Origin of the sequence: Bacillus bingmayongensis (genome assembly GCF_000299035.1) — a bacterium.
Classification (GTDB): Bacteria; Bacillota; Bacilli; order Bacillales; family Bacillaceae_G; genus Bacillus_A; species Bacillus_A bingmayongensis.
This window is the reverse complement of the sequence record NZ_JH921519.1, coordinates 287225-313423: the sequence shown is the minus strand read 5'-3', so window position 1 is coordinate 313423 and position 26199 is coordinate 287225. Positions and strand designations below refer to the sequence as shown.

The 26199-nt window shown below is 33.3% G+C and carries 22 protein-coding genes; 20 read left to right on the top strand and 2 right to left on the bottom strand.

Going from position 1 to position 26199, the window contains the following annotated elements; all coding sequences use genetic code 11:
• The first annotated feature begins 321 nt into the window (after window positions 1–321).
• From tagD to Y7E_RS0122605, 8 genes are all read left to right on the top strand, one after another.
• Window positions 322–717, top strand: a complete 396-nt coding sequence (tagD, locus tag Y7E_RS0122640; RefSeq protein WP_017153521.1) for a glycerol-3-phosphate cytidylyltransferase — start codon at window positions 322–324, stop codon at window positions 715–717.
• Between the two features lie 6 nt (window positions 718–723).
• Window positions 724–1902, top strand: a complete 1179-nt coding sequence (locus Y7E_RS0122635; protein ID WP_017153520.1) for a CDP-glycerol glycerophosphotransferase family protein — start codon at window positions 724–726, stop codon at window positions 1900–1902.
• Between the two features lie 148 nt (window positions 1903–2050).
• Entirely contained in the window at window positions 2051–3250 is a 1200-nt protein-coding gene (locus Y7E_RS0122630; protein ID WP_017153519.1) for a CDP-glycerol glycerophosphotransferase family protein, read from the top strand.
• A 1-nt stretch (window position 3251) separates the two neighbouring features.
• Window positions 3252–4055: an ABC transporter permease gene (locus tag Y7E_RS0122625; RefSeq protein WP_017153518.1), complete on the top strand. Its 804-nt coding sequence runs from the start codon at window positions 3252–3254 to the stop codon at window positions 4053–4055.
• 15 nt (window positions 4056–4070) lie between these two features.
• Entirely contained in the window at window positions 4071–5720 is a 1650-nt protein-coding gene (gene tagH / locus Y7E_RS0122620; protein ID WP_017153517.1) for a teichoic acids export ABC transporter ATP-binding subunit TagH, read from the top strand.
• A 420-nt stretch (window positions 5721–6140) separates the two neighbouring features.
• Window positions 6141–7472, top strand: coding sequence for a CDP-glycerol glycerophosphotransferase family protein (locus Y7E_RS0122615; protein ID WP_422666718.1), 1332 nt, complete (start codon window positions 6141–6143; stop codon window positions 7470–7472).
• A 208-nt stretch (window positions 7473–7680) separates the two neighbouring features.
• Window positions 7681–10947, top strand: coding sequence for a CDP-glycerol glycerophosphotransferase family protein (locus Y7E_RS0122610; RefSeq protein WP_034278959.1), 3267 nt, complete (start codon window positions 7681–7683; stop codon window positions 10945–10947).
• A gap of 14 nt (window positions 10948–10961) precedes the next feature.
• The gene (locus Y7E_RS0122605) at window positions 10962–12173 is read left to right on the top strand and encodes a glycosyltransferase family 4 protein (protein ID WP_017153514.1); all 1212 of its coding nucleotides are present in this window, start codon (window positions 10962–10964) and stop codon (window positions 12171–12173) included.
• Window positions 12174–12360: 187 nt separating this feature from the next.
• Here Y7E_RS0122605 and Y7E_RS0122600 read toward each other — a convergent pair whose 3' ends face one another.
• Window positions 12361–13158, bottom strand: a complete 798-nt coding sequence (locus Y7E_RS0122600) for a hypothetical protein (protein ID WP_017153513.1) — start codon at window positions 13156–13158, stop codon at window positions 12361–12363.
• Between the two features lie 651 nt (window positions 13159–13809).
• Here Y7E_RS0122600 and fabZ point away from each other — a divergent pair.
• Together fabZ and tagU (Y7E_RS0122590) are read left to right on the top strand one after the other, a co-directional pair.
• A complete protein-coding gene (fabZ, locus tag Y7E_RS0122595) occupies window positions 13810–14244 on the top strand; it encodes a 3-hydroxyacyl-ACP dehydratase FabZ (RefSeq protein WP_000884322.1) in 435 nt (144 codons plus the stop codon).
• Between the two features lie 307 nt (window positions 14245–14551).
• Window positions 14552–15469 (top strand): polyisoprenyl-teichoic acid--peptidoglycan teichoic acid transferase TagU, encoded by a 918-nt coding sequence (tagU, locus tag Y7E_RS0122590; protein WP_017153512.1) that lies wholly within the window; start codon window positions 14552–14554, stop codon window positions 15467–15469.
• A gap of 72 nt (window positions 15470–15541) precedes the next feature.
• Here the strand turns inward: tagU (Y7E_RS0122590) and Y7E_RS32115 are convergent.
• Window positions 15542–17103, bottom strand: a protein-coding gene (locus Y7E_RS32115) for an IS3 family transposase (RefSeq protein ID WP_087958003.1) whose coding sequence is annotated in 2 segments (ribosomal slippage) — window positions 15542–16470 and window positions 16470–17103 — 1563 coding nt in all. Because the reading frame shifts where the segments join, the coding sequence is not laid out codon by codon here.
• A 226-nt stretch (window positions 17104–17329) separates the two neighbouring features.
• Between Y7E_RS32115 and galU the strand changes: the two genes are divergently transcribed.
• From galU to Y7E_RS0122535, 10 genes are all read left to right on the top strand, one after another.
• Complete coding sequence (gene galU, locus Y7E_RS0122575) at window positions 17330–18214, top strand: UTP--glucose-1-phosphate uridylyltransferase GalU (RefSeq protein WP_017153509.1); 885 nt, start codon at window positions 17330–17332, stop codon at window positions 18212–18214.
• A 121-nt stretch (window positions 18215–18335) separates the two neighbouring features.
• Window positions 18336–18638: a sortase gene (locus tag Y7E_RS30235; protein ID WP_390881312.1), complete on the top strand. Its 303-nt coding sequence runs from the start codon at window positions 18336–18338 to the stop codon at window positions 18636–18638.
• A 266-nt stretch (window positions 18639–18904) separates the two neighbouring features.
• Window positions 18905–19813: a polyisoprenyl-teichoic acid--peptidoglycan teichoic acid transferase TagU gene (tagU, locus tag Y7E_RS0122565; protein WP_017153507.1), complete on the top strand. Its 909-nt coding sequence runs from the start codon at window positions 18905–18907 to the stop codon at window positions 19811–19813.
• Window positions 19814–19815: 2 nt separating this feature from the next.
• Entirely contained in the window at window positions 19816–19947 is a 132-nt protein-coding gene (locus tag Y7E_RS34840; protein WP_272942960.1) for a hypothetical protein, read from the top strand.
• A 111-nt stretch (window positions 19948–20058) separates the two neighbouring features.
• The gene (locus Y7E_RS0122560) at window positions 20059–20727 is read left to right on the top strand and encodes a response regulator transcription factor (protein WP_017153505.1); all 669 of its coding nucleotides are present in this window, start codon (window positions 20059–20061) and stop codon (window positions 20725–20727) included.
• Between the two features lie 11 nt (window positions 20728–20738).
• Window positions 20739–22169: a sensor histidine kinase gene (locus Y7E_RS0122555; protein ID WP_017153504.1), complete on the top strand. Its 1431-nt coding sequence runs from the start codon at window positions 20739–20741 to the stop codon at window positions 22167–22169.
• Between the two features lie 66 nt (window positions 22170–22235).
• Window positions 22236–23018, top strand: a complete 783-nt coding sequence (locus Y7E_RS0122550) for a DUF3919 family protein (RefSeq protein ID WP_017153503.1) — start codon at window positions 22236–22238, stop codon at window positions 23016–23018.
• Entirely contained in the window at window positions 23015–24049 is a 1035-nt protein-coding gene (locus Y7E_RS0122545; RefSeq protein WP_017153502.1) for an ABC transporter substrate-binding protein, read from the top strand. Before Y7E_RS0122550 ends, Y7E_RS0122545 begins: the two co-directional genes overlap by 4 nt.
• 19 nt (window positions 24050–24068) lie before the next feature.
• Window positions 24069–25409, top strand: a complete 1341-nt coding sequence (pgtP, locus tag Y7E_RS0122540; protein ID WP_017153501.1) for an MFS transporter — start codon at window positions 24069–24071, stop codon at window positions 25407–25409.
• Between the two features lie 196 nt (window positions 25410–25605).
• Window positions 25606–26052, top strand: a complete 447-nt coding sequence (locus tag Y7E_RS0122535; protein WP_017153500.1) for a hypothetical protein — start codon at window positions 25606–25608, stop codon at window positions 26050–26052.
• Window positions 26053–26199: the final 147 nt, after the last annotated feature.

The window sequence follows — 26199 nt, the reverse complement described above, 5'->3', positions numbered from 1 at the left end:
GGGAATATTTTCTTGGCACTTTTTTTGTAAATACAAGAAGATACGTAAAGGGTTGTAATATTAGACAAAAAAACGCTTTTATCGACTGAATATGACAAGAATTGTTAGATGGTTGTCATAGTTTGTCAATAAAAATTATGTTATAATCACTCTTGTGAATTTCGTGTGAACTTAATGTAAATATAATGTAAATTTTTGTTAGATTTACGTTGGTAAAATTGAGTTTTTCTTACCATTCAGATGTGTAGGAGAATCCCTAATTTAAAGATATTTTTAAACAAAATAATTATAAAACAAGAATACTTCACAGGGGGCATGATTATGAAAAAGGTTATTACATATGGCACTTTCGATTTATTGCACTGGGGACATATTAACTTGTTGAAGAGAGCGAAAGATCTAGGAGATTATTTAATCGTTGCTGTTTCTTCAGATGAGTTTAATAAATTAAAGAATAAAAAGTCTTATCATAGTTATGAAAATCGTAAAATGATTTTAGAAGCAGTTCGTTATGTAGATGAGGTAATTCCTGAAAATCATTGGGAACAAAAAGTACGAGATGTACAAGAACAAGATGTAGATATCTTTGTAATGGGTGATGACTGGGAAGGGCAGTTCGATTTCTTAAAAGAACACTGTGAAGTTGTTTATTTACCAAGAACAATTGGAATTTCTACGACTAAAATTAAACAGGAGCTAGTGCTAGTTGCTAGGTAGTATAGTATGTTTCGAGAATTTATTATAACAGTATATCTAATTGTATTCAAAATCCTATTTAGTATAGCAAAGTTATTTCCTCTTAAAAAAAAGGTAACCTTTATTATGTCGTATGGGGAAAACCTTATCTTTATCTATGAAGAGATGAAGAGGCAACATATAGATTGTGAAGTTGTTTTTTTATATAAATCAACTTGTAAGTATGAAGTGAAAAGTTATCCGGATGTAAAGTCATTCGCATTTGAAACAAAAAACATAGTACAAACGGTACAAGCAATATATCATTTAGCAACATCTCAACGTGTTATTATTGATAATTATTTTGGATCTCTATCTACAGTGCAATTTAGAAGCGGCGTAGAGTGTATTCAAATTTGGCATGCGGCAGGTGCCATTAAAAAGTTTGGATTATTAGCTCCTTCATTTAAAAGGAGAAGTAAATATGCTCAAAATAGATTCTTAAGAGTATATAACAATTTTCATAAGATTGTTGTAGGATCAGATGCATTAGCAGAAATTTATATAAATGCATTTGGAATCACCCCCGAAAATATATTAAAAACAGGTATTCCACGCACGGATTTATTTTTTAATAAAGACAATCAAACACACATTATTAATAATCTTGTTTGTAGTAATCCGGAGTTAAAACAGAAAAAAGTAATTTTATATGCTCCGACTTTTAGAGATAAAGAGTTGGAAGATTTTGATTTACATTTAAATATTGATGCAATGTATGAAGCTTTAAAAGACGAATATATACTTGTCATTAAATTACATCCTGCTATCAGAAATAAAATGGAATACAAGGAAACATATAAAAATTTTTTATATGACTATTCTTTATATCCTAATATAAATGATTTGTTTTTAGTAACAGATATTTTAATAACAGATTATTCCTCTGTACCTTTTGAATTTTGTTTACTAAATAAGCCAATGATATTTTTCACATATGATTTAAAGAAATATGCGAAAAAAAGAGGAATCATAGAAGGTTTTATATCCAATGCCCCTGGGCCTGTTGTATATAGTTCAGCTGAAGTCATTGAGACGATACAAAATTATTCCTTTGATACCGAAAAAATGAAGCAATTTAATGTACATTGGAATCAATATTCAAATGGGAATTCAAGTAGGAATTTGGTAAATTACTTATTTAGTCAAAATGAAGTCGAGCTTTAAATCATGTTGTAAGAGGGAAAAGGCTAGGTGAGGTTCATGAAAATTACTTAGCTTTTTTATTTATATAAGAGTGTAATTGTTCGTATGTTGTTTAAAAGAGAAATAATTTATAAAATGGCTAATTGTAGTTAGAAGGTGTATTAATAATATGAGTGTATTGAAAAGAATAAAAAATCATCGGATCGTAAAGTTTCTTTGTAAGGCAATATTTGTTATTTGTAGCTACTTACCTGCTCAAAAAAATTTAGTTGTTTTTGAAAGCTTCTCTGGGAAACAGTATAGTTGTAATCCACGTGCGATATACGAGTATATGAAACAGCAAAATGAAGAATTCCAATTGATTTGGAGTGTAAATAAAAATTATACAGAACGGTTTGAAAAAGAAAACATCCCATATATGAAACGTTTTTCTCTTCGCTGGTTTGTTTCAATGGCACGTGCACAGTATTGGATTACAAATAGCCGCATGCCGTTGTGGCTTCCAAAACCGAAGCACACCACTTATGTACAAACTTGGCATGGTACACCATTAAAGAAATTAGCTATGGATATGAAAGAAGTTTATATGCCAGGAACAACTACAGAAAAATATAAAGAGAATTTTAAAAGAGAAGCGCAAAATTGGGATTATTTATTATCACCTAATGCATATTCAACAGTAATTTTTCAAAGGGCGTTTCAATTTAAGAAAAATGTAATTGAAGCTGGATATCCTCGAAATGACTTTTTATATGTAAACAATAATTGTAAGAAGATTGAAGAGTTAAAGAAAAAGAATGGTTTACCTGTAGATAAAAAAATCATTCTATATGCTCCAACATGGAGAGATGATCAATTCTATGGTAAAGGGCGTTACAAATTAGACTTGCAATTGAATTTAAGCCTTTTACAACAAAAATTAGGTTCTGATTATATCATTTTGTTAAGGATGCATTATCTAGTAGCAGAACAATTTGATTTAACACCATATAAAGGCTTTGTTTATGATTTTTCTCATCATGTAGATATTAATGAATTATACGTGTTATCCGATTTGCTAATTACAGATTATTCTTCTGTCTTTTTTGATTATGCAAACTTGAAAAGACCTATTATTTTTTATACGTATGATATCGATTCATATCGTGATAAACTAAGAGGTTTTTATTTTGATTTAGAAAAAGAAGCCCCTGGATCAGTTGTTTCAACCACTGAAGGTGTGTTAGAAGAGATTATGAAATTTGCAAGGAATGGGTTAGGCGAATTTGAAAAAAAATATGATACTTTCTATAATAACTACTGTTATTTGGAAGATGGTTTTGCATCTAAACGTGTAGTAGAGAAAGTGTTTTTTGGAGAGGCACAATAAAATGAATGCAATGATTATGGTATTAAAAGAACAGATAAATAGTCTCTATTTAATTAAACGTCTGTCTATTTATCAAGTTAAAAGTACAAATAAAGATAATTATCTAGGCATTGTTTGGGAAATGTTAAACCCTTTAATTCAAATGAGCATTTATTGGTTTGTTTTTGGAATTGCAATAAGAGGTGGTTCAGGTGTTAATGGTGTTCCATTTGTATATTGGTTGATTTCTGGTGTATCAGTATGGTTCTTCATTAATCCTGCAACTTTGCAAGCTTCTAAATCTATTTATACAAGGTTGAATATGATTTCAAAGATGAGCTTTCCAATGAGCGTCATTCCTAGTTATGTAATTATGTCTAACTTATATCAACATCTAATATTAGTAGGCATTGTTACTTTTATATTTTTAGTATCGGGTCAAGGGATTTCAATCCATTATATTCAATTGATCTATTATATGTTTGCTACAGTTATGATCATTTTTGCGTTTTCTTTAATTACTTCTACGTTATCTACAATTGTGCGTGATGTACAAATGATAGTGCAATCTTTAATGCGGATGCTACTCTATTTAACTCCTATTTTATGGACTCCTGAGAAGTTACCGCTCGCTTTACAAAAGATTATGCAACTTAATCCATTATGCTACATTGTCGAAGGTTATCGAAAAGCTTTTTTAGGCACAGGTTGGTTTTATGAAGATATAAAGTATGCACTCTATTTCTGGGGCATTGTGTTCTTTATGCTATTGATTGGTACAGCAGTACATGTGAAATTTAGAAAACATTTTGTAGACTACCTATAATGAGGATTGTAAAAAATGAATTATTCAGTGAAGTTTCATAATGTAACAAAAAAATATAAAATGCATAGTAAAAGTTCTGATAAGTTAAAGGATATTATATATCCGGGTGGATTTGGTGAAGATTTTTACGCGTTAAGAAATTTAAGTTTTGAGGCTCAAAAAGGAGATGTAATAGGTATTATTGGCGTAAATGGGTCTGGTAAATCAACAATGTCTAATTTAATTGCTGGTATTACACCACCTACGACAGGAACTATTGATATAAAGGGTAAAATAGCACTTATTGCTATAGCTGCCGGACTTAATAACCAGTTAACGGGCCGAGAAAATATTGAATTGAAATGCTTGATGATGGGATTAAGTAAAGATGAGATTGATACATTAACACCAGAAATTATCGAGTTTGCCGATATTGGTAAGTTTATTGATATGCCTGTAAAAAAATATTCTAGTGGTATGAAATCTCGCCTTGGTTTTGCAATTTCTGTAAATATTAATCCGGATGTTTTAGTTATTGATGAAGCCTTGTCCGTAGGTGATCAAACATTTACAGATAAGTGTTTAAAGCGAATGAATGAATTTAAAGAACAAGGGAAAACAATCTTTTTCGTGAGTCATTCATTAGGACAAGTGAAGCAGTTTTGTACAAAAGCGTTATGGCTGGAATATGGTGAAATTAAGGATTATGGGCTGATGCAAGATGTAATGCCTAAATACGAACAGTTTTTAAGAGAATACCGTGCTATGAGTAAAGAGGAGCAACAAAAGTTTAAAGAAGAGGCACAACGAAAACAGGCCGGTGAGGAGATTAAGCAAGAAGAGACTAAAAGCATAAATATTGGGCCACCTGTATACGAATATACTGCATTAAATCGAAGGAAAAGTAAGAAAAAGAAAAAAACTATGATTGCTGTGGCTGGATTAGCTTTATGTATAGGATTAGGGAGTACAGCTTACTTGAAAAAAGACCTATTCTTTGAGTCCCAACCAGCGGAAGCGGTAAGTAAAAAGAAAACAACATCTAGTGAAAAGAAAAAAAATCCATTAGCAGAATTAGATGTTAGATATGTGAAAACAGCAAAAGCACGTATTAGAAATGTGCCAAGTTTAAATGGTAAGCAAATAAACATGATAGAGTTCGGTACACCATTTATTGTCAAAGCGCAGCAAAAAGATGAAAACAACGATATAAATTGGTTAAAACTTGTATATGAAGATGGAACAGAAGGATGGATTAGTGAGGGTGTGTCTAGTGCGATTCCTTTTAACGCAGCTTTACAGTATGACGATATCTTTAACAAGTTAAAGGAGTTATCAGGTTCAAATCAAGATTTTGAAAGTGGTATATCCTTATTAGGAAAAAAACAACAAGATGTACAAAGTATAATAGGGCAACCAAATGATATAGAAGATCTACTAGAAGGGACAGTAAATAGTTACAAAAACATCACTGTTTTATATAACCAACAATCCACTGTAAAACAGATTACAATACAGAATACGTCTATCCCTAAAGCGGCGATGTTAGAGAAATTAGGTCAAGCACAATTAATAAGTGAAGACGGAGCATCATTTATATACCGCTCTGATAAATATGATTTTAAATTTTCATCCGTAGATGGTATAACGATCGATCAGATATCTGTATTTTTACATGTTAATTAAATTGATGAAGTATTTGCATGATTACGGTGGAATTAAAACCTTCGTACATCGCTCATAGTTGAGTTATAACATACAAATTGCTTAGAAATCTAAGGTACGTAGCGTATATTTAACTATATGAATTTAATTCATTGAAATGCTGAGGAAAGAGTGAAGCGAATGGTAAAATCCTCCGGAAAATTAATTGCTAAAATACGAATAACATCGTTCAAGAAGAGAAAAGAAAAGTGGCAGTTTACTATTAGAATAAAATGTAGAGATAAATGTACGACACATGGTATAACTTTAAAAAAAAGGAACGGAGATAAAGTTTATCAAATCCCGTATCAGGAAAGTAACATAAGTGAATTTGAAAAAAAGGTTGTCTTTGAAGTAGAACTGAGTCAACTCGAGTTAGGTCCGTTTTTTTGGGATTTTTATGTGCATCTGAAATCCGATGAACTTAAAAGTTATCGAATTAAACATCCTAGCTATATTGTTAATAGAAAAATAAACAATCGTTTACAGCGTGACCATACCAAAGATGGGTATGTAGTATATCCATATGTGACCGTTAAAGGTGGACTCAGTTTACATTATCGAAGAAGGGGAACTTATGATCAGTTAAAATATGCCTTGAAAGAAAAGTTAGCATTAATTGTATACTATACATTTAAATGGTATTGGGATCGGAAAGGCATTGTATTAATATATGAGAAATTTAGCCAAACTGCACAAGATAATTCTTATTATTTCTTTAAGTATTGCTATGATCATAAGCAAATTCCTAATCTATATTATGTAATTAATAAAAAGTCTAATGACTATAAGATGCTTGATCAATATGAGAATCAAGTTATCGATTTTATGAGCATCAAGCATATGATTTATCTCCTTGCTAGTAGATTTATGATATCTTCTGAGTCAAAAGCACACTGTTATATATGGAAAGAAAACAGAGGGATGTTAAAGAAAGTTATCCATGCTAAAAAGCACGTTTTTTTACAACACGGTGTACTAGGCTTGAAAAAGGTGGATTCAATTTTTAAAAAGGGGAGTCCGAATGGAACGAATTTATTTTGTGTATCTTCGGAATATGAAAAAGAAATTGTAAAAAAATTTTTTAATTATACAGAAGATGAAATTATTGTGAGTGGATTAGCAAGGTGGGATCATTTGCAAAATAAGAATGGGAAACAAAAACAGATTCTATTACTACCGACATGGCGAGAATGGCTAGATGAGGTGTCAGAGGAAGAGTTTTTAAATAGTCAATTTTATAGGCAATATGAAAGGCTACTAAATAATACAAATCTTGCTGAACAACTAGAAAAACATAACGTTATTTTAAAGTTTTATATGCATCCAAGAATTCATAATTCTATTCATTATTTTCAGTGTAATAATCCCAATGTACAGTTTGTTAAATATGGAGATATGAAAATTAATGAGTTAATAATGGAATCTTCATTGCTTATAACAGATTATTCTAGTGTTTCTTGGGACATGTATTATTTAAAAAAACCAATTATTTTTTTTCAATTTGATCATATAGTGAATGGTTATTTGGATGTAGAGCATGAATTATTTGGAGATACATGTAAACATGTAGATAAACTGGTCCAATTATTAACTTTTTATATAAATAATGGATTTGAGGAAAAAGAAAAGTATAAATTGCTTAGAAATCGTTTATTTTCATATGTCGATCAAAATAATTCAAAGAGAATTGTCCAAGGCATCTTTTCAAAGAGAGAGCAACTGAAAAACTAAATTCGCCTCTTTTCAATTAATTGGGAGTGTTTTGCTATATTGTTAATTAAATAAATAGGTATACTATGCTTGCCCTATTTAAATATAATTATAGTCTTTCTTCTTAATTATGGTAGAAAGAATGGTTTTTTATATAAGCTGTAAAACATAAATTGTAAATCGAAGAATGAACTAAAAGTAGTAGGATAGTGAATTTAACTGTTAATAGATGAAAGGTGAGATTGAATTGAAAGTAAAAATGTTACTGGAAGAAATGAAAATTACTCAAAATAAAAGCATCGAACTTGAAATCTCGATACAAACAGATGAAAATACGAAAGGTGTTTATGAGAGAGTAAAGGGATTATATATTCATAAAGGAAATTCTAAAAAACAGTTATCACTATCTAGCATGAAAATCCATAAAGATAGGGTTATATTTGTTCTACCAATTTCGGGACTTTCTGAAATAATGAATTACGGAAAATTAAAAGTTTCTTTACAACTAGATAAAGATATTATTCTTCTTCATGTATATAACAATTTGAAGAAGAGTTTCTTTATATGTCCTGATAATACAATTTTTCAAGTGAACGCGAGTGATTCAGTTGGAAAACTTGCTGAATTTAGCAGAAAAGATTCTGTAAGTATTGCTGTATCTGCAAATAAAATTTTTGAAAATAAAGAGAAGGATTTTATTATACAAGGGAGATTCTCTCCAGAGTTTAAACGTAAGGAAGTTCGTTTAAAAGAGTTTTTCTTGAAAAATAACCTTACAAAAGAAGTTAGAAAACTAACGGATTTAAAAGTGAATGATAGCATAAATGAATATCAAGTAACACTGAAATTAAAGGGAGACCCTTTATATGAAGGGAATTGGGAACTATTTTGTGCAGGAGCGCTTAATGGGAAACCTGCATTAATAAAAGTTAAAAATAAACAAGAAAGAAAAGTAGCTGGTAGTTATTTTAGTTATAATGATCAATTACATTATCATATGTTTTCTCGTAATGATAAGCATGAGTTCGTTATGAATATTAAAAGGAATACAGAGCGAATGGCCTCTACTAAAATTGAAACTGTAAGTTTAGATCAGAATAAGCTTACTATCGAAGGCTCAGTTCAATTTAATCGTATGGTAGATATGGAAAACCAAATGGTAGAGCTACTATTTATTCAACGAGATACGAAAAGAGAACAATCTCATCCTATCAGTATAATGAATGATTCCTTTAAAAAGACAATTGCTTTTGAAGAAGGCGACTTCTTTGAAGAAAAAGGAATCTGGGATGTATTCGTAAGCTTTAAAGTGCAAGGAATCAGAAATAAGGTGCCATTAAATCTAGGTTCTAACCCGGATTCAAAAGCAGACTTTGTAATTATACCTAAGACAGTTTATAACAAATCTGGTGCTATAAAAAGAATTCGCCCATACGTAACTTTAGATAATAATTTAGCAGTATTAATTAGAAATGAAGGAGTATACTGTGATGTCATCAGAGTTGACTATGAAGCGAGTAAGTTAATCGTAAAAGGTTTTGTAAGCATCCCAGATATCAATTATGTTTTAAAAGACGTATATCTTTATGAAGAATCTTTAAATTTGAAAATGAAGTGTACAAATGAATTTTCAAAAGGAGATGGTGGCTACTATTTTAGTAGCTCATATGATTGGGATTCATTTGATATTGATAAAATTGGTGAAGTGAATTTCAAATTTATGGTTCACGTTGAGAGTAATGGAAATAATATTGAGTTTAGATTAGCCTCTAATTTAGATGATATTAAAAATAAATCAAAGGTAATGATTTATCCACCATTAAACAAAGATGCTAATGGATATCCAATACAAATTCGCCCTTACTATACAAATAGAAATGAATTGTCTGTTTCAATACGGAACTCTCTTCAAGCACATTGTACCACGATGGATGTAAAGAAAACGCACATGAAATTTACAATTCAGCTAACAATACAAGACCAGTTTGTATTGCAAGACGCAGAATTAGTCTTGAAGCATAGTCAAACAAAAGAAATGGTAAAACAGCAGCTTCAGTCGAATAGTGCAAATGAATATGTATGTAATATGGAACGAGCATTTATCAAATCTATTGAATCATATGAACAAGGTAGATGGGACATTTATTTTTCTGCACGTGTAAATAATAATATCGTCCAAGCAAAATTATTTGGTAAGGATTTAGATATTATTAATAAGAATTCGACCTTTAAATCAAATGCGATAAAAGTAGTAGATGAGTTATATATGTCAATTTTCTTTGATAAAAAGAGCAGAGTAATGTCACTTGAAACGCGTAACTTAAGAGCCCATGAGAAACCAAGTGAAAAGATAAGACTTTTAGCGGCAAGAGGTGTTGCTAAAGTATGGAGCAAGTTTAGAAAAAAACCAGTATGGCTTATTGGTGAAAATTTAGGAGAAGTTGCACAAGATAACGGATTTGCCTTTTTCGAATCTTGTATTAAGAAGAATATCCAAGAAGAGACGTACTATGTGAGTAAGAAAAATAATAAAAATATGGACAATCTTTTACCATATAAAGATAAAGTTCTGCGATACGATAGCTTTAAACATCTTGTTTTATACTACTTAAGTGAATATACAATTGTAAGTCATGGAATTAGGGATGTTATTCCAAGTGTTGTTCATAATAAGATGGCGAGTAATACAAAGAAAGTTATCTATTTGCAACATGGTATTATTGCGATGAAAAAATTGCAGTTTAATAGAAATTCATATAATGGAATGATTAAAAAGTTTGTTGTTTCTTCCGAACATGAAAAAAATATCATGATCAATGAAATGAACTTTAAAGAGAAGCAAATCATGGTTACTGGCTTAGCTAGGTTTGATTCATTAGTAGATAAAAGTAAGGATAAGAAAACGAGAGAAATTCTTCTTATGCCTACATGGAGAGAATGGGTTATTGGCTCAAGAGAAGGGTTTTTAGCTTCTGATTTCTTTGTACATTACCATGGATTATTACAAGACAAGAAATTACATGATTTGCTTGAAAAGCATGATTTAGTGCTTAAGTTCTTCCCGCACATTGAAATTCAAAAAAAATATAAGGATGAATTTGCATCTTTAAATGAAAGAATACACGTTGTTAAATTGGGTGAAGAAAGTGTAAAAGAATTGATGCAAAACAGTTCTTTAATGATTACGGATTATTCAAGTGTTGTATTTGACTTTAACTATTTGAAAAAGCCAACAGTTTTCTATCATTTTGATGTAAATGATTATTTGAAACATAGAGGTTCCTATGTAGATTTAAGAAAAGACCTAGTTGGGGATATTGCACTGACAAGAGATGAAGTTATTAAATATGTGAGCGATTATGCTAAAAATGACTTTAAGTATAAACCGAAATATAATATAAATTCTAAAAAATATTATGCTTATCATGATAAGCATAACTTTGAACGAATTTATAACGAAATTAAGAAATTATCTAATAAAACAACGACTAAATAGTGAGGTGAAGAAAAATGAAAGTTACATTTCTTGTATATAATATTTATGGAATGGGCGGAACGGTAAGAACTGTTGTAAATACAGCGAATTACTTCGCCGCTAAAAACCATGAAGTAGAAATTATTAGTGTGAGAAGAACAAGTGCCGAGCCGATGTTTGATATCGATAAAAAAGTAAAAATCACCCCGATTTTTGATGCAAGAAGGGGGAAATTATTTGGTAGAAACACACCGCTATATCAAAAGATTATTAAAAGGATGTTAATGAAAATCCCTAGTGTCTTTATAGATAAAAGCGAAGACTTATACAAGATGTTTAATCTATTTGTAGATCTTAAAATTATTGCAGCACTCAAAAAGATAAACAAAGGGATTTTAATTACGACGATACCTTCCTTTAACATTTTAGCTACAAAGTTTGTGAAGAAAGATGTAATAAAAATTGGGCAAGAGCATCTGTATTTCGCTGGTCATGCACCAGGATTGCAAAATAAAATAAAGAAACATTATAAAAAGTTAGATGCTCTAACATGTTTAACGGATTCCGAAATTAATGACTATGAGCAATTATTAAAAGGAAGTAAAGTAGATTTATACAAAGTAGAAAATGCAACAGATATTCCAGAAGAAACAGCAAAGCTGGATAAAAAAGTAGTCATTGCAGCTGGACGTTATGCTCCTGAAAAGGGATTTGATCTCTTAATTCCAGCTTTTTCTAAAGTTATAAAAAAACATCCTGATTGGAAGCTGAAAATTTTTGGATCTGGAGTAGAGGAAGAGGCACTTCGCGAAAAAATCTTTAAGGAAAAAGCGTATAATAATATTTTCCTTATGCAAAAGACAAATAATATTATCGGTGAAATGCGCAATTCTTCTATATATGCTTTAAGTTCTAGATATGAATCCTTTGGAATGGTAATTATTGAAGCAATGTCTGTTGGGGTTCCTTGTGTAGGTTTTGCATGTACAGGTCCTAGGGAAGTCATTACACATAAAGAAGATGGTATTCTAGTAGAAGAGGGCAATGTAGAAGAACTAGCTAATTCATTAATGACTTTAATTGAATCTGAAGAATTACGAAAAGAGTATGGTCAGATGGCAAGAAAGAATGTTGAAAAGTATACATTTAATGTTGTTGGCGGAAAATGGGATCATATATTAGAAGAACAAGTACAAAAAAAGTCAAAAAAGAACGTAAAAGAAATGCTCGTGCAGACATCTGTATAAAATAATTTAATATAAAAGAAGCTGACTCGCAAAGTTGATAAAGAACTATTGACTAGAGTCAGTTCTTTTTTATGTAATTACAAATGATTTTGATAAATCTATATAGTCGATGTTTGGCAAAAATGAAGAAGCCTCTTAAAAATAATAATTTTTGGAGGCTTCTTCATTTCTGTATATTGTGCAGTTGTTACGCTTGCGGATTAAAAAACGTTTTTATTGTATCATCGCACAAAAGCATACTTAAAATAGCTAGTATTTCATTCATTGTATTTACAACAACATTATTATGTCTAGTAACATACGTTTCATTATTTTCATAAATAAATAGATTAGATCCGTTTTCATTTATTGCATCTACTAACGGAACAATATGATCGTCATATAAGTTGTCGTGTTGTGATGTAACTAAATAAACATTTGGTTTATGTCGACTTTTTTTAATTACATTACCTAGATAATTATTATAAAATGCTTTTGTTTCCTCTGTAATATTTTCAGGTAAAATATATGTTAAGAAGCTTTTGTATTGCTCAATAAAGTTATAAAGATGATATTGCGGAACTGCAGTTAATATATTTTTGACACCTAATTCATATCCGAAATTTAATGCAGCATAACCGCCTTTAGAAGGGCCGAAGAAAATAATGTCTTCTTTTAGAATTTTATATTCATTGATTTTTAATTTTAAAAATTCAAGCACTGCATCGCGAACATCAAATTTTCCATTTAGACCTAAATAGTAACTCCCAACATGTCCTATATCATCTTTAATATAAATTTTTCTGCAGTTATAAAATTTTAAACCGTCAATTAAAGTATAGGGATAACGCTGCCTAGCATCATCAGAATTTTCGTTCCCTAGGGATTGGAAAATAACTAATAATTTCCTTTCACCTTTAAAGTTTTGAATTGGATAAGGGTCTTCCATATAGGTTAGTTCAACACCGTTTTTAGCTTTATAATGGACTTCGATTTTACCGCTCATAGTTGTACTCCTTATAGTAAATTTAACACTGCTGTTACTGATTATATTTATTTAGCAACATAATAAATAAACACAAATAATTGATGAGAAGATTGTAAATGTAATAATGGTAGTATATAAATACCGTAATAATTATACAGTCTTTAAACTATATAAACAACGAATAGGAATATTTAGAAAAGGAACAGAGAGTGTATCAATTTGAACAGCAGATTACTAAAAAAATATAGTCCTCTTTGATAATTTGAATTTCTAAATATAACATTTAAGATAATATGAGATAAAAAGAGAAATTCGTAGTAATCTTAGGGAATAAAGGAGAAAAACGAAAAATATTAGGTTTTTCTTTCTTATTTATGTCCTTTATAATAAATCGTGAATACGACACTAAAGGTAGAGTATGCTTAATGCATATTACCTTTCCCTAACTTGATATACACTCTTTTTCCAACCTCCGTGTCAAATGCTATTATTTTGTTATGTCAATATTAGTGAAGGAAAAAGGGTGTATCTTTTTTATAAGGATTTTATATTTAGACACTTTCAGTTGAAAGTGTTTTTTTGTTTTTCGTGACAAAATTATGAGAGAATGGGATAATAAGGACAGTGTTTTGGTGGTATGACCAATTTAATGTATAAGGAGAGAATGATATGTTAGATATACAGCAAATTAAAGAAATTATCCCGCATCGCTATCCATTTCTACTTGTCGATCAAATTCTAGAAGTAGAAGAAGGCAAGCGTGCAGTTGGAATTAAAAATGTAACAGCGAATGAAGAATACTTCAATGGGCACTTTCCTGATTATCCCGTAATGCCAGGTGTTCTAATTGTAGAAGCATTAGCACAAGTTGGTGCGGTTGCTGTACTGAAGAAAGAAGAGAATCGTGGACGTCTTGCATTCTTTGCTGGGATTGATAACTGTCGCTTTAAGCGTCAAGTGCGCCCAGGCGACCAGCTTCGCTTAGAAGTAGAAATGACGCGTGTACGTGGACCAATCGGAAAAGGAAAAGCTGTTGCGACTGTAAATGGTGAAATTGCATGTGAAGCTGAAATTACATTTGCGCTTGGTGATAAAAAAGAATAGGAACTATGTATAAAAAGGTTCTTGTTTTAGTGGATGAATGGCAAAAGGGATTTCATACCTATTGTCATTCGTCTTTTTTGTTTCATCGCTTATTTCAAACTTCAGCAAAAGCCAGGAAGTTAGATGGGGATGAGATCTTCCACTGACTAGAGTTCTACTCTATGTAAGGAGTAAACAATAGGAGGACGACTGGTAAAAAACTGAATATATCGTATAATAGTTTTGAACTACGAAAAGGTGAATCAATATACAGAGAATTTATTATTGCAAAAATTGCTCGTGTATAGATAGAAAGAGGGCTGAAGAGATGAAAAAGAAAATCCTACTCTGGGTTTTAGGAATTGTAGGTGTACTTATAATTGGCACAGGTGTTTATGCATATAGTATTTATTCGTCTGTTTCAAATACGTTAGATAAAGTTCATAAACCGTTAGATCGTGACCATTCTAAGAAACGTACAGAAGAAGTAAAAGTAGCAGATTCAAAACCGGTATCCATCCTATTAATGGGTGCAGATGAGCGTGCAGGCGACCAAGGGCGTTCTGATTCGCTAATGGTAATTACTTTAAATCCGAAACAAAAATCAATGAAACTATTAAGTATTCCTCGTGATACATATACAGAGATTGTTGGGAAAGGTAAAAAGGATAAGATTAACCATGCATATGCATTTGGTGGTATTAATATGTCCGTTGATACTGTAGAAAACTTCTTGGATACGCCAATTGATTATTATATTGAAGTAAATATGGAAGGATTTAAAGATATTGTTGATGCGGTTGGCGGTGTAGATGTGAACAATGATTTAGACTTTACACAAGATCGTACACATTTTGCAAAGGGAAATATTCATTTAACAGGCGAAGAAGCATTAAAATATACACGTATGAGAAAGAAAGACCCACGTGGAGATTTTGGGCGTCAAATGCGTCAGCGTCAAGTACTACAAGCCGTTATTAGTAAAGGAGCAAATTTATCTTCTCTTGCAAACTATGGTGATGTTTTAAAAGCAATTGAGAAAAATGTAAAAACAAACTTAACACAAGATCAAATGTTTGATATGCAAAAGAATTATAAAGATGCAATGAAAAATAAAGAAGAAATTCAAATTAAAGGTGATGGGCACAAAGCAGAAGATGGTATTTGGTATTACTTTGTATCTGATCAGGATCGTCAAAGTTTATCAAATAAACTGCGAGAACACCTTGAGATAAAAGGAAATTAAATCTAAGAAAAGAATCCAATTGTTTTATGAACAGCTCCCTGTCAAGTAGACAGTGGAAATAATAAAAATACTTTAAGCGGCTTGAACCCTGTATTCTAATGGGCTTAAGCCGTTTAATCTTTCTTGGTAACGTTCGTTATTGTAAAATTGGATATAATCATCTATCGCTTGTTGTAACGATTCAAATGTCTCATACTTATGTAGGTAATACTTTTCACACTTCAAGGTCCCCCAAAACGATTCCATTGGTCCATTATCTATACATTTTCCTACACGTGACATGCTATGAATCATTTTTGCTTTTTCTATTTTTCTCTTAAACCCATGTGACGTATATTGATACCCTCGATCACTATGAATCAATGGATGTTCATTCTCTTTTAATATAGTGATAGCTTGATCCAATGTTCGAAATACCAATTTATTATTGTTTGAATGTCCCAATACATAACTAATAATGGAGCCATCGTAAAGATCTAAAATGGCACTTAAATACGTTTTCCTTCCGTTTCCTAATTTGAACTTCGTGACATCTGTTACCCATTTTTCATTGGGCTTGCCGGCAGTAAATTCACGATTAAGTCGATTTTCAGCGACATATTGCGCAGATGAGGGAACATAGCGCTTTCTTTTCCGACGAATCACGGACTGTAATCCAGCGATGTGCATTAAACGATAAATACGTTTGTGATTAAACTTTTTATGATATATCCTATTAATATTTAAATTCATTCTTCGGTACCCATAAATGCCTCCTACTCGTGCATAAATAGCTTGAATATCCTGAAGAATTGCTTCATTCTCTAATTCTTTAGCTGTTGGCGTACGCTGTAGCCATTTATAATAAGCAGCACGAGATACACCGGCAATTTCACATAAAAGGATTACTGGCAGATTTTCATTCGCATGTAAATCTTGAATCGCTTTATATTTATTTTGTAGACGAACGCTTGTTAACGACGCCTCCTTTCGAGTTCCTCTAACTTTTTTAAAAAAGCATTTTCTGCACGCAATCGTTCATTTTCTCGCTCTAAACGTTTCATTTCCAGCTTAAACTTTTCTTCAGCTGTTAATTCATATTCCTCTTTCTTTCGACCGCGTTTATCTTGTAGTGCTTCTTCACTATTTGCTTCAAACTTCTTGACCCATTGATATACCTGTTGGTAAGAAACTTCGTAGCTTTCGGCTGCGAGCTGATAGTTTTTCTGGTGTTGTAGACAGTAATTTCCAATTCGAATTCGTTCTTCTAATATTGTTTTTCTTCTATTTGTCATAGAGTTTGTCATTCCTTTACCGGTATCATTTAATTCTCTATGACTATTATACTTTTTAATCCATTTTCTCAAAACCGCAGTACTGGATATATTGTATTTTTGGATAACCTTGTTTAACGAATAGTGTCCTGATAGATAATCATTGACGGCTGCTAACTTTAACTCTTTTAAATAACGCTTCCAAGAAATCGCTTCTTCTAAGCCATCTTCACCATTCACTTCATACCTTCTCTTCCAATCTCTAATCGTCCCAGGATCAACAAAAAATTTAGCAGTAATGTCAGCTATTGAATGATGACCATCTTTATAAAGAGCTAAAATAGCCAATTTTTCAGCTTTAGAATATTTCATTCGAGCCATAAAAAATACTCCCCTTAGATAAACGGATTTTTATTTTTTATCTGTCTACCTAATGGGGAGCATATCATTATTAGCAATCGAATTCTTTTCTTAGATTAATTAGAAGAATGGTATTTCCATTTTATTTACAAATTAATCAGAATTTTACCATTAAATCATTAAAAGAGTAAATCTGTTATAGGTTGTATAATTAGAGAGAAATATTATGAGGATAGGGTGATTAGTTTTGAAAAAAGTAAGAAAAGCCATTATTCCAGCGGCAGGTCTAGGGACGCGTTTTTTACCTGCAACAAAGGCAATGCCAAAGGAAATGTTACCGATTGTTGATAAGCCAACAATTCAATATATTGTTGAAGAGGCAATCGAATCTGGGATTGAAGATATTATTATTGTTACAGGAAAAGGGAAGCGTGCAATTGAAGACCACTTCGACCATTCCTTTGAATTAGAAGAAAACTTATTAGCAAAAGAGAAATTTGAGCTTCTTGCAAAAGTACAAGAATCATCAAAAATTAATATACATTATATTCGTCAAAAAGAACCAAAAGGCTTAGGACATGCTGTTTGGTGTGCTCGTAAGTTTATTGGCAATGAGCCGTTCGCCGTTTTACTTGGTGATGATATTGTACAAGCGGACAAACCTTGCTTACGTCAATTAATGGATGAATATGATAAAACGAAAGCATCTGTAATTGGTGTACAAACGGTACCAGAAAACGAAACACATCGTTACGGTATCATTAATCCATTAGAGCAACAAGATCGTCGTTACCAAGTAAGAACGTTTGTGGAGAAACCAGCGCAAGGAACAGCTCCATCGAACCTAGCAATTATGGGCCGCTATATCTTAACCTCAGAAATTTTTGCTTTACTAGAGGGACAACAGACTGGTGCTGGTGGCGAAATTCAATTAACAGATGCAATCCAACGTTTAAATGAAACACAACGTGTATTCGCATATGATTTTGAAGGAAAACGTTACGACGTTGGAGAAAAACTAGGGTTTATTCAAACAACAATTGAAATGGCGATGCAACACGAAGAGTTAAAACAAGATATTCTAAATTATATGAAGAAGCTTGTAGAAAATGAGCTTATTGTTGCGAAATAGAAGAAAAGTAAGAGAATCTGTCGATGGATGGATTCTCTTTTTTTAAATAAACGTTTGATTAAAAAATGTAGGGGATTTTCAAAAAAACTTATCAAATAAAGTCTGAAAATGATGTTGAAAAATTAAGAAAAACAAAATCAATATTCATAATGGAAATATTTTTTTGGACAAGAGTTTTCGTAAGCTGGAAGATGTGAAGAAGGGTGATCAAATTAAATTCGCAACGCCGTATGGTGAGTTTGTGTATGAAATAACAGACTTTAAAATTACGGGAGCAAACGATGAGACAATTATTGTTCCAACTGATTATGAGACGCTAACGTTAACAACATGTTATCCGTTTGATTATATCGGTGATGCGCCGGATCGCTTTATTGTGTATACGAAGCTTGTGTCTAAGCCGGATTTAGAGAAACAATCTTAGTTTGAGAAGGAAAGCCCAATTGCAATTTGTGCAATTGGGCTTTCTTTGTATTAGTAAAAGGAACTCTCTGTCTTATTCAGTACATGGATAAGACGGAGAGTTCCTTTCTTGTATAGATAAGAGGTTATATGAGGAAATATATAAGTTAGATGTTAGATATGAAACATAGCATCATTTGATGAGTAACTCTAGTTCCATGTATAATGAATTTGGTACTTTATTCTTTAATAAACCTATATAGCTGATTTAAGAAAGAAGGTCACATAATGAAGAAAATTCTATTTTGGATACTGGGTATTATTGGTGTTCTCATCATTGCGGGTGGCGGTTATGCGTATTATATGTACTCATCTGTTACGGGAACACTCGATAAAGTCTATAAGCCGCTTGAGAGAGATCATTCTGAAAAAAGATCTACGGATGTAAAGTTAGGAAATAAACAACCTGTTTCTATTTTATTATTAGGTGCAGATGAGCGCGGTGCGGATAAAGGTCGTTCAGATTCGATTATGTTGTTAACGCTAAATCCGAAAGATAGTTCCATGAAGATGGTAAGTATTCCTCGTGATACATATACCGAGATTGTGGGTAAAGGTAAGAAAGATAAAATCAACCATGCATATGCATTTGGCGGAATTGATATGTCTGTGAAGACGGTTGAGAATTTCTTAGATGTGCCAGTTGATTATTATATTGAAGTCAATATGGAAGGTTTCCGTGATATTGTAGACGCTGTTGGCGGCGTTGATGTGTATAATGATATAGCATTTACACTTGAAGGGATGTCATTTGAAAAAGGAAATATCCATTTAAATGGTGAACAAGCACTGAAATATACACGTATGCGTAAGCAGGACGCACGTGGTGATTTCGGTCGTCAAATGCGTCAGCGTCAAGTACTTGAGGCAGTTATTAGTAAAGGTGCGAATATATCTTCCGTTACAAAACTTGGTACGATGTTAGGAGCAGTTGAGAAAAACGTAAAAACAAATTTAAATCAGGATCAAATGTGGGATCTTCAAAGTAACTATAAAGCTGCGATGAATAAGAAAGAAGAGATTCAAATTCCTGGTGATGGTCGTAAGCAGAATGGTGTTTGGTACTATTTCGTGCCAGATAAAGATCGTCAAGACTTGTCTAATAAGTTAAAAGCTCATTTAGAGTTAACAAAATAGCAATGAGTATAATAAGAGGCCTAATTATCCTGCAAGGGAAATTGGGCCTTTTTGATGTATATACAAATGTAAAAACAATTATTGAACATGCATGGAATTGGCATCAAAGTAAGCCGCATGGATATGCGAGGTAAGAATGAATTATAAAAGAGAGTGTATTGTCGTTCAACATATGTTCGACAATACACTCTCTTTTTGTATAAGATATTTGCTATACTAAAATGTACTGCGAAAGGAGGGTGATTATGAAAATACTTGTAGTCGATGATGAATCGAGCATTCGAAATTTAATTCGTATGCAACTAGAGATGGAAGGATATGAAGTGCTTACTGCAGCTGATGGAAATGAAGCTTTGCGAAGATGGGACGAGGAGCCGGATGTATTGATTTTAGATGTGATGCTTCCGGATACGGATGGTTATGAACTGCTTCGGTTGTTCAGGGAGAAGGATCGAGATATTCCTGTACTTATGTTAACAGCGAAGAGTCAAATGAATGATAAGTTGCTCGGACTTCAGCTTGGTGCGGATGATTATGTGACGAAGCCGTTTAATCATGCAGAGTTAATTCTCCGGGTGAAAAATATGGCCCGGCGCATGGCGAAGCAAGGGGGGCGTCAGCAAGAAGTGATTCGCACTGGTGAGCTCGTCATTTATCCGAAAGAGCGGAAAGTGTACGTGAATGAGAAGGAAATTGATTTAACGTATCGTGAGTTTAATTTATGCCAATTATTTGCTTCACATCCACAGCGCGTGTTTATGCGTGATGAGCTATTAGAGAAAGTATGGGGTTTTGAGTACACAGGAAATACGAGAGCGGTTGATATTATGGTGCAGCGTCTTCGGAAGAAGCTTGGGGCAAGCGGTGAAAGTATTAAGACGATTTATGGCGTTGGGTATAAATTAGAGTGTTAAAAGGTGATAAGATGTCGTTAAAACGAAATATGGTATTGGGTATAGTAGGGCTATTGATTCCGATTTTGTTTCTTCTTTATACGGTGATTTACATTGCACTGGAAAAGAATATGTATCATAATGCTGCAGGCTCTTTAGAAAAGTTAAGTGTAGAAGCACAAATTTATACGATGAACTATTTAGAGAAGGAAGCGGATATGGAGACACTCGGACCGAGCTCACTCTTAATTGCTTCTTATTTAGCAAAGCGGATGGACGTTCGTGTACAGATGATTGGGAAGAATGGGGATGTTGTTGCCGATACAGAAAAAGGAGCCTTGCTTCATAAGAATGTAGATATTGACCAATCATTACGTGGAAAAAAGGCATATGTGTTTGAAAATGGTGATCCAGCACCACTTCTTTTATTTTCTAGTCCGGTTTATTATGGAAGCGATGTCATCGGATCCATTCGTTTTATCAATGAATTGCAAGATGAGAAAGAAGTTTTAACAAATGTAAGCTGGACATTTCTTATTACATCGATTTGTTTAGCAAGTGGCGGGATTTTCTTTGCGATTCGTTTAGCAAAGTCTCTTCATAAGCCAATTGATCAGTTAAGGCAAATGGCAAAGCGGCTCGCAAATGGGGATTATAAAAGTAAAATTGAGCTAAATGAGTATGTAGAAGTTGCTCAGTTATCAGCGTCTTTCAATGCGATGGCTGATGCGATTGAACTGCATATAACGCAGCTAAAGGAAGAGAAAGAGAAGCAAAAGGATTTCTTAGACCGAATTACGCACGAGCTGAAAACACCACTTACTGCGATTATTGGATATGTAGATTTAATTCCGAAACTCGAGTCTACGCGGGACGTAGAGGAAAGTCTTCATTATGTTTCAATTGAAAGCCATCGTCTATTATCACTCGTTGAGGAATTGTTACAATCTTCGAAGTATGGAACGAGTACGTTTGAAGTCTCTCCGACGATTGTAGATATAAAGAAAATTGCGGAAGAAGCAATTTCAATTGTGAAGCCTCGTCTTCAGCAATATGAGATAAAAGTTATAAATGAATTAACAGAGGCACATGTTGTTGCTGATTTTGATAAGACGAAGCAGATTTTCTTAAATGTATTTGATAATGCGATTAAATATAGTGATGCTACGCAAATGAGGATGAATGTCGTTGTAAATGAAGAGGAAGCGAAAGTTCTCATCCATGATGATGGGATTGGTATGGATGAAGCGATACTTGCAGAATGGAATCGTTCTCCGAAAGGAACAATACTCTCTTCTAGTTATGGAAATGGATACGGTTTGTTCATTTGCCAGGAGATTATGAACAAGCAAGGCGGAAGCATGCGAATTGAAAGTAGTGAGGAAATGGGAACGATGATTGCTATCACATTTTTGCTACCGAGACGCATGGAAGATATAAAAAACTTGAAAGCGGTTAAATGATACATTTATGAAACAATTATGCGGTATTTTCGAAACAACGTTTTTTTATTGTGGAGGTAGGCAGAAATGAAAAGGCTATCATTTCAAATTCTCTTGTTTGTCTTTTGTACGATTGCTGCTCTTATTTTGTTTTATGCCATAGAGAAGCAATTGTATAACCGCGTGACAATCTTGGATGACAAGCAGGTCGTTTTAGAAAGAGCAAGTGAATCTCTTCCTACTGAAGTGAGAGTAAGACATGAGAAGTGGGGAGAAGTAGTTGTAACAGATGAAGTTCGTCTACATGCGATTGTTGCATTCTTTGATAAGATTCGAATGGAACAAACAGAAGCGAAGGCACGCGAACAAGTATTTACTGGAGAAGTAACGTACTTGAATGGGCATAGGCGTACTTTTGCAGTAGGTGACTTGTTCCAGTACGGGGCAAATGTATACGGAAAGCAAGGCATGGACCCAATGATTTCCGCATTTCAAACGTATTTGCTGAGCTTGTATTATACGCCGGAGTCTATTAGCAATTTTTTTGCAGAGGCGAAGGAGGTCATAGTGCGGCAAGGCGATGTAGTGCGTACTATGAATCTTGCGCCAATACTTGATTCTATTCGGCAAGCGAAGCAAATTACAGACTACGGAGAAATTCAGAAATTGCTGCAATCACAGAAGGATCCAATCGTCTATATTACCGCTTATCAAAATGGTAAGCATGTGAAGAATGAACGCGAGGATATTTTAACGATTTCTGTATATCCTTCTTACTTTGTCGTTCAATACCTTGGCGATAATAATGGGAATGTGATGTATATGAAAGGCTCCCTAGCAAATCTATTTGTAAAGGAGAATGTTTCATGAGAAAGATAGCCTTTTTCTTCTTTTTGCTAGTAATTGGAGGAGCGATGTCTAGTTGCTCTCGAGATACTACCTCTATTAAATATAATAAAGATGGTCTTCCAAATTTAAAAGATCGCCACCTTATTGCGTATGTAGCAGCGCGTGAAGAAGTCGGTGAAGCGCTTTTATCATCGTTTTGTAAATCACGTGGGTGCACGTATGAATTTATTCGTCTTTCTACAGAAGAGATTCTTAGGAGAGTAGAAGGGGAAGCAGGAAACCCGAAGGCGGATATTATCATCGGCGGCACAGTAGATGCACATCAAATGATGAAGCAAAAGGACTTATCGATTCCTGTTACAAGTAAGCATGCAACTAGCATTTCAAAAACTGTTAAAGACAAGGATAGTTTTTGGTATGGCTATGAAGTGGAACAGCTTGCCATTGCTATAAATAAAGAGCGGTGGAAGCAGGAAATAGAGCCGCTAGGTCTTTCCTACCCATCAGAGTGGAAAGACTTATTAAACCCCGCATATGCCGGAAAGATTGTCATGCCTGACCCAAATATATCAGGAACAGCATATACGTTTTTTGGGTCGTTTATTGATATGTTCGGCGAAGAAGAGGCTAAAGGTTATATAAAGAGTCTTGCTAGGCAAGTGGCAGAAGTAACGATGAATGGTTACATGCCTGCAGAGTATGTTGCGAGCGGTGAATATATGATCGGTATTAATTTTATGGGAGATCAACGGATGCTTCAAAAACAAGGCTTTCCGATGGTAAGCAAAGTTCCAGCGCAGACAGGATTATCTGTCAATGCGATTTCGAAACTGAAACATGCACCGAGTGGTATTATAGCGGATTTATTTATTGATTATTGTTTATCAGAAGAAGCGGGGCATATTTTAGAAAAGGTTTCGTTTGGCGTACCAACGATGCTTGCGAAGAACGAGAAAGAAATAGAAGGTCAGCCTGTTAGAAGAACAAACGAGGATATATCAAATAGTAGAGTCATCGAGATATGGAATAGGCAACGTCTCTCTCAGAAATGAGAAAAGGAGAAGAGATGGGATGTTTAAGTGGTTGAAACCAGCACCAATGGTAGAAAGATTGCCAGCGAATATGATTGATAAAGTATACAGACTCCTTCGTATTCGTATGTTAATCGGTATTTCAGTTGGATATGCAGCGTATTATTTAGTTCGTAGTAACTTTACGTTATCTAGTACGTATTTAATGAAAGAATACGGTTTTAGTACAACGGAAATTGGTTTATTAGGTTCCGTTGTGGCGATTGTGTATGGACTAAGTAAGTTCTTTATGGGGAATTTATCAGATAAAGCGTATGCTCAGCGTTTTATTGCGGTTGGTTTATTCTTATCAGCAATTATAAATATTTGTTTTGGGTTTGCATCTTCATTTGGAATGATTTTAACATTATTAGTTTTCAATAATATTTTTCAAGGAATGGGGGCACCGCCTTGTAGTACCGTAATGACAAAGTGGTTCTCGAAGAAAGAGCGTGGTACAAAAACAGGGCTTTGGAATATTTCACATAATGTCGGCGGAATGCTTGTACCACCACTTGTTGGTATCGGTGTAGGTATTTTCGGTGAAAATCATTGGCAAGCCGGCGTGTTTATCTTCCCGGCGATAATTGCAATGGTAATTTCAGTTCTTATGTGGATGAATGCAAAGGATACACCAGAATCTGTCGGTCTTCCACCAATTGAAGAATATCGTAATGACTATGAAAATCTTGAAAAAGCAGACAATGCAAACAAAATGTCACCAAAAGAAATTTTGATGAAATATGTAGTGAAAAACAAATTTGTTTGGTATTTATGTATTGCGAACGCATTTGTTTACTTAATTCGTTTCGGTGTTATTAACTGGGTACCAATTTACTTAACAACTGTTAAAGGGTTTACGCAAGCACAGTCACATGCAGCGTACTCTATTTTTGAAGGAATGGCGATTCCAAGTTCCTTAATCGTTGGTTTCTTAAGTGATAAATTATTTAAAGGAAAACGTATGCCATTATGTGTTATCAGTATGGTAGGTGTTGTTATTGGCACGTTTGTATATTGGCAAGCATCTAGCGTACTTGTAGTGAGTATTGCGGTTTCTATCATTGGTTGTTTAATTTATGTACCTCAGTTCCTAATTGGTTTAAGCGCAATGGAATTAGTGCCGAAATTTGCAGTAGGTACAACAGTTGGTATGTGTGGTTTATTCGCTTATGTAGGGGGAAGTCTTACAGCAAACCTAATCATTGGATTCATGGTTGATAGCTCTGGTTGGGACGGTTGCTTCATCTTACTATTAGCAGGTGGTATTTTATCAACATTATTCCTATTGATCGTTCAACGTGGACACGAGAGAAAAGGTCCTGAAGGTAAAATTGCATAATAGTCTATGGAAGGAGAATCTATCAATTGATAGGTTCTCTTTTTTTATCAAATGTTTGTGTAAACAGTAGAATGAAATTATTTATCCATCATATATAGAAACTTAACATTCATTTTACAATATCTTCAAACAAAAATGTTAAAATTTAGAAGAAATTAGCAAGGCAAATTAATATGTATAAAGGAGATGCTGAAAAGTGGGGATTTTTGTATCAGAAGTAGAAACATTTTTATTCTGTTCCGCAACAGTCACACAGCAAGATTGTACATTTGATTTTGTCGTTCGTAGTACACCGATAGGGATTGGGATTTGCTTAATAGAAGATTATGAAGTAGAGTGGCTTCCGATGAGAGTTGAAACATATTTGAAAGTGAACGGAAGTATGTTTCCAGATGAAGAGGCAAAAGAAGAATTTCGCAAACAGTTAAATAGTGAAACTGGGTGGATGTTGGACAAGCAAGGTGATAATCCAGAGGGCATTGTTCAAAGGGCAATGCGAACTGATGAATATGCAGCATTTCAAACGGTAGAAAAGAATATTCCGCGTGAGATGAGGAAAGACGTGACAACTCTTCCGTTAGAGTATGATTTGGATCAAGCAAAGTCGAGTACTTGGAGGAAACGTCCAAACCGCCTTATGTAAGGCGGTTTTTTTAGAACTTATAGTATGAAAGCTACCATCTTTTCATATATCTTTTAGGTTTCTTAAAACTTGCTTAAAAGATAAGTAGTTATATTTCTAAACATTGGTATTTTTGTTACAATATAAGTGATGGTGTAAAACTTTGTA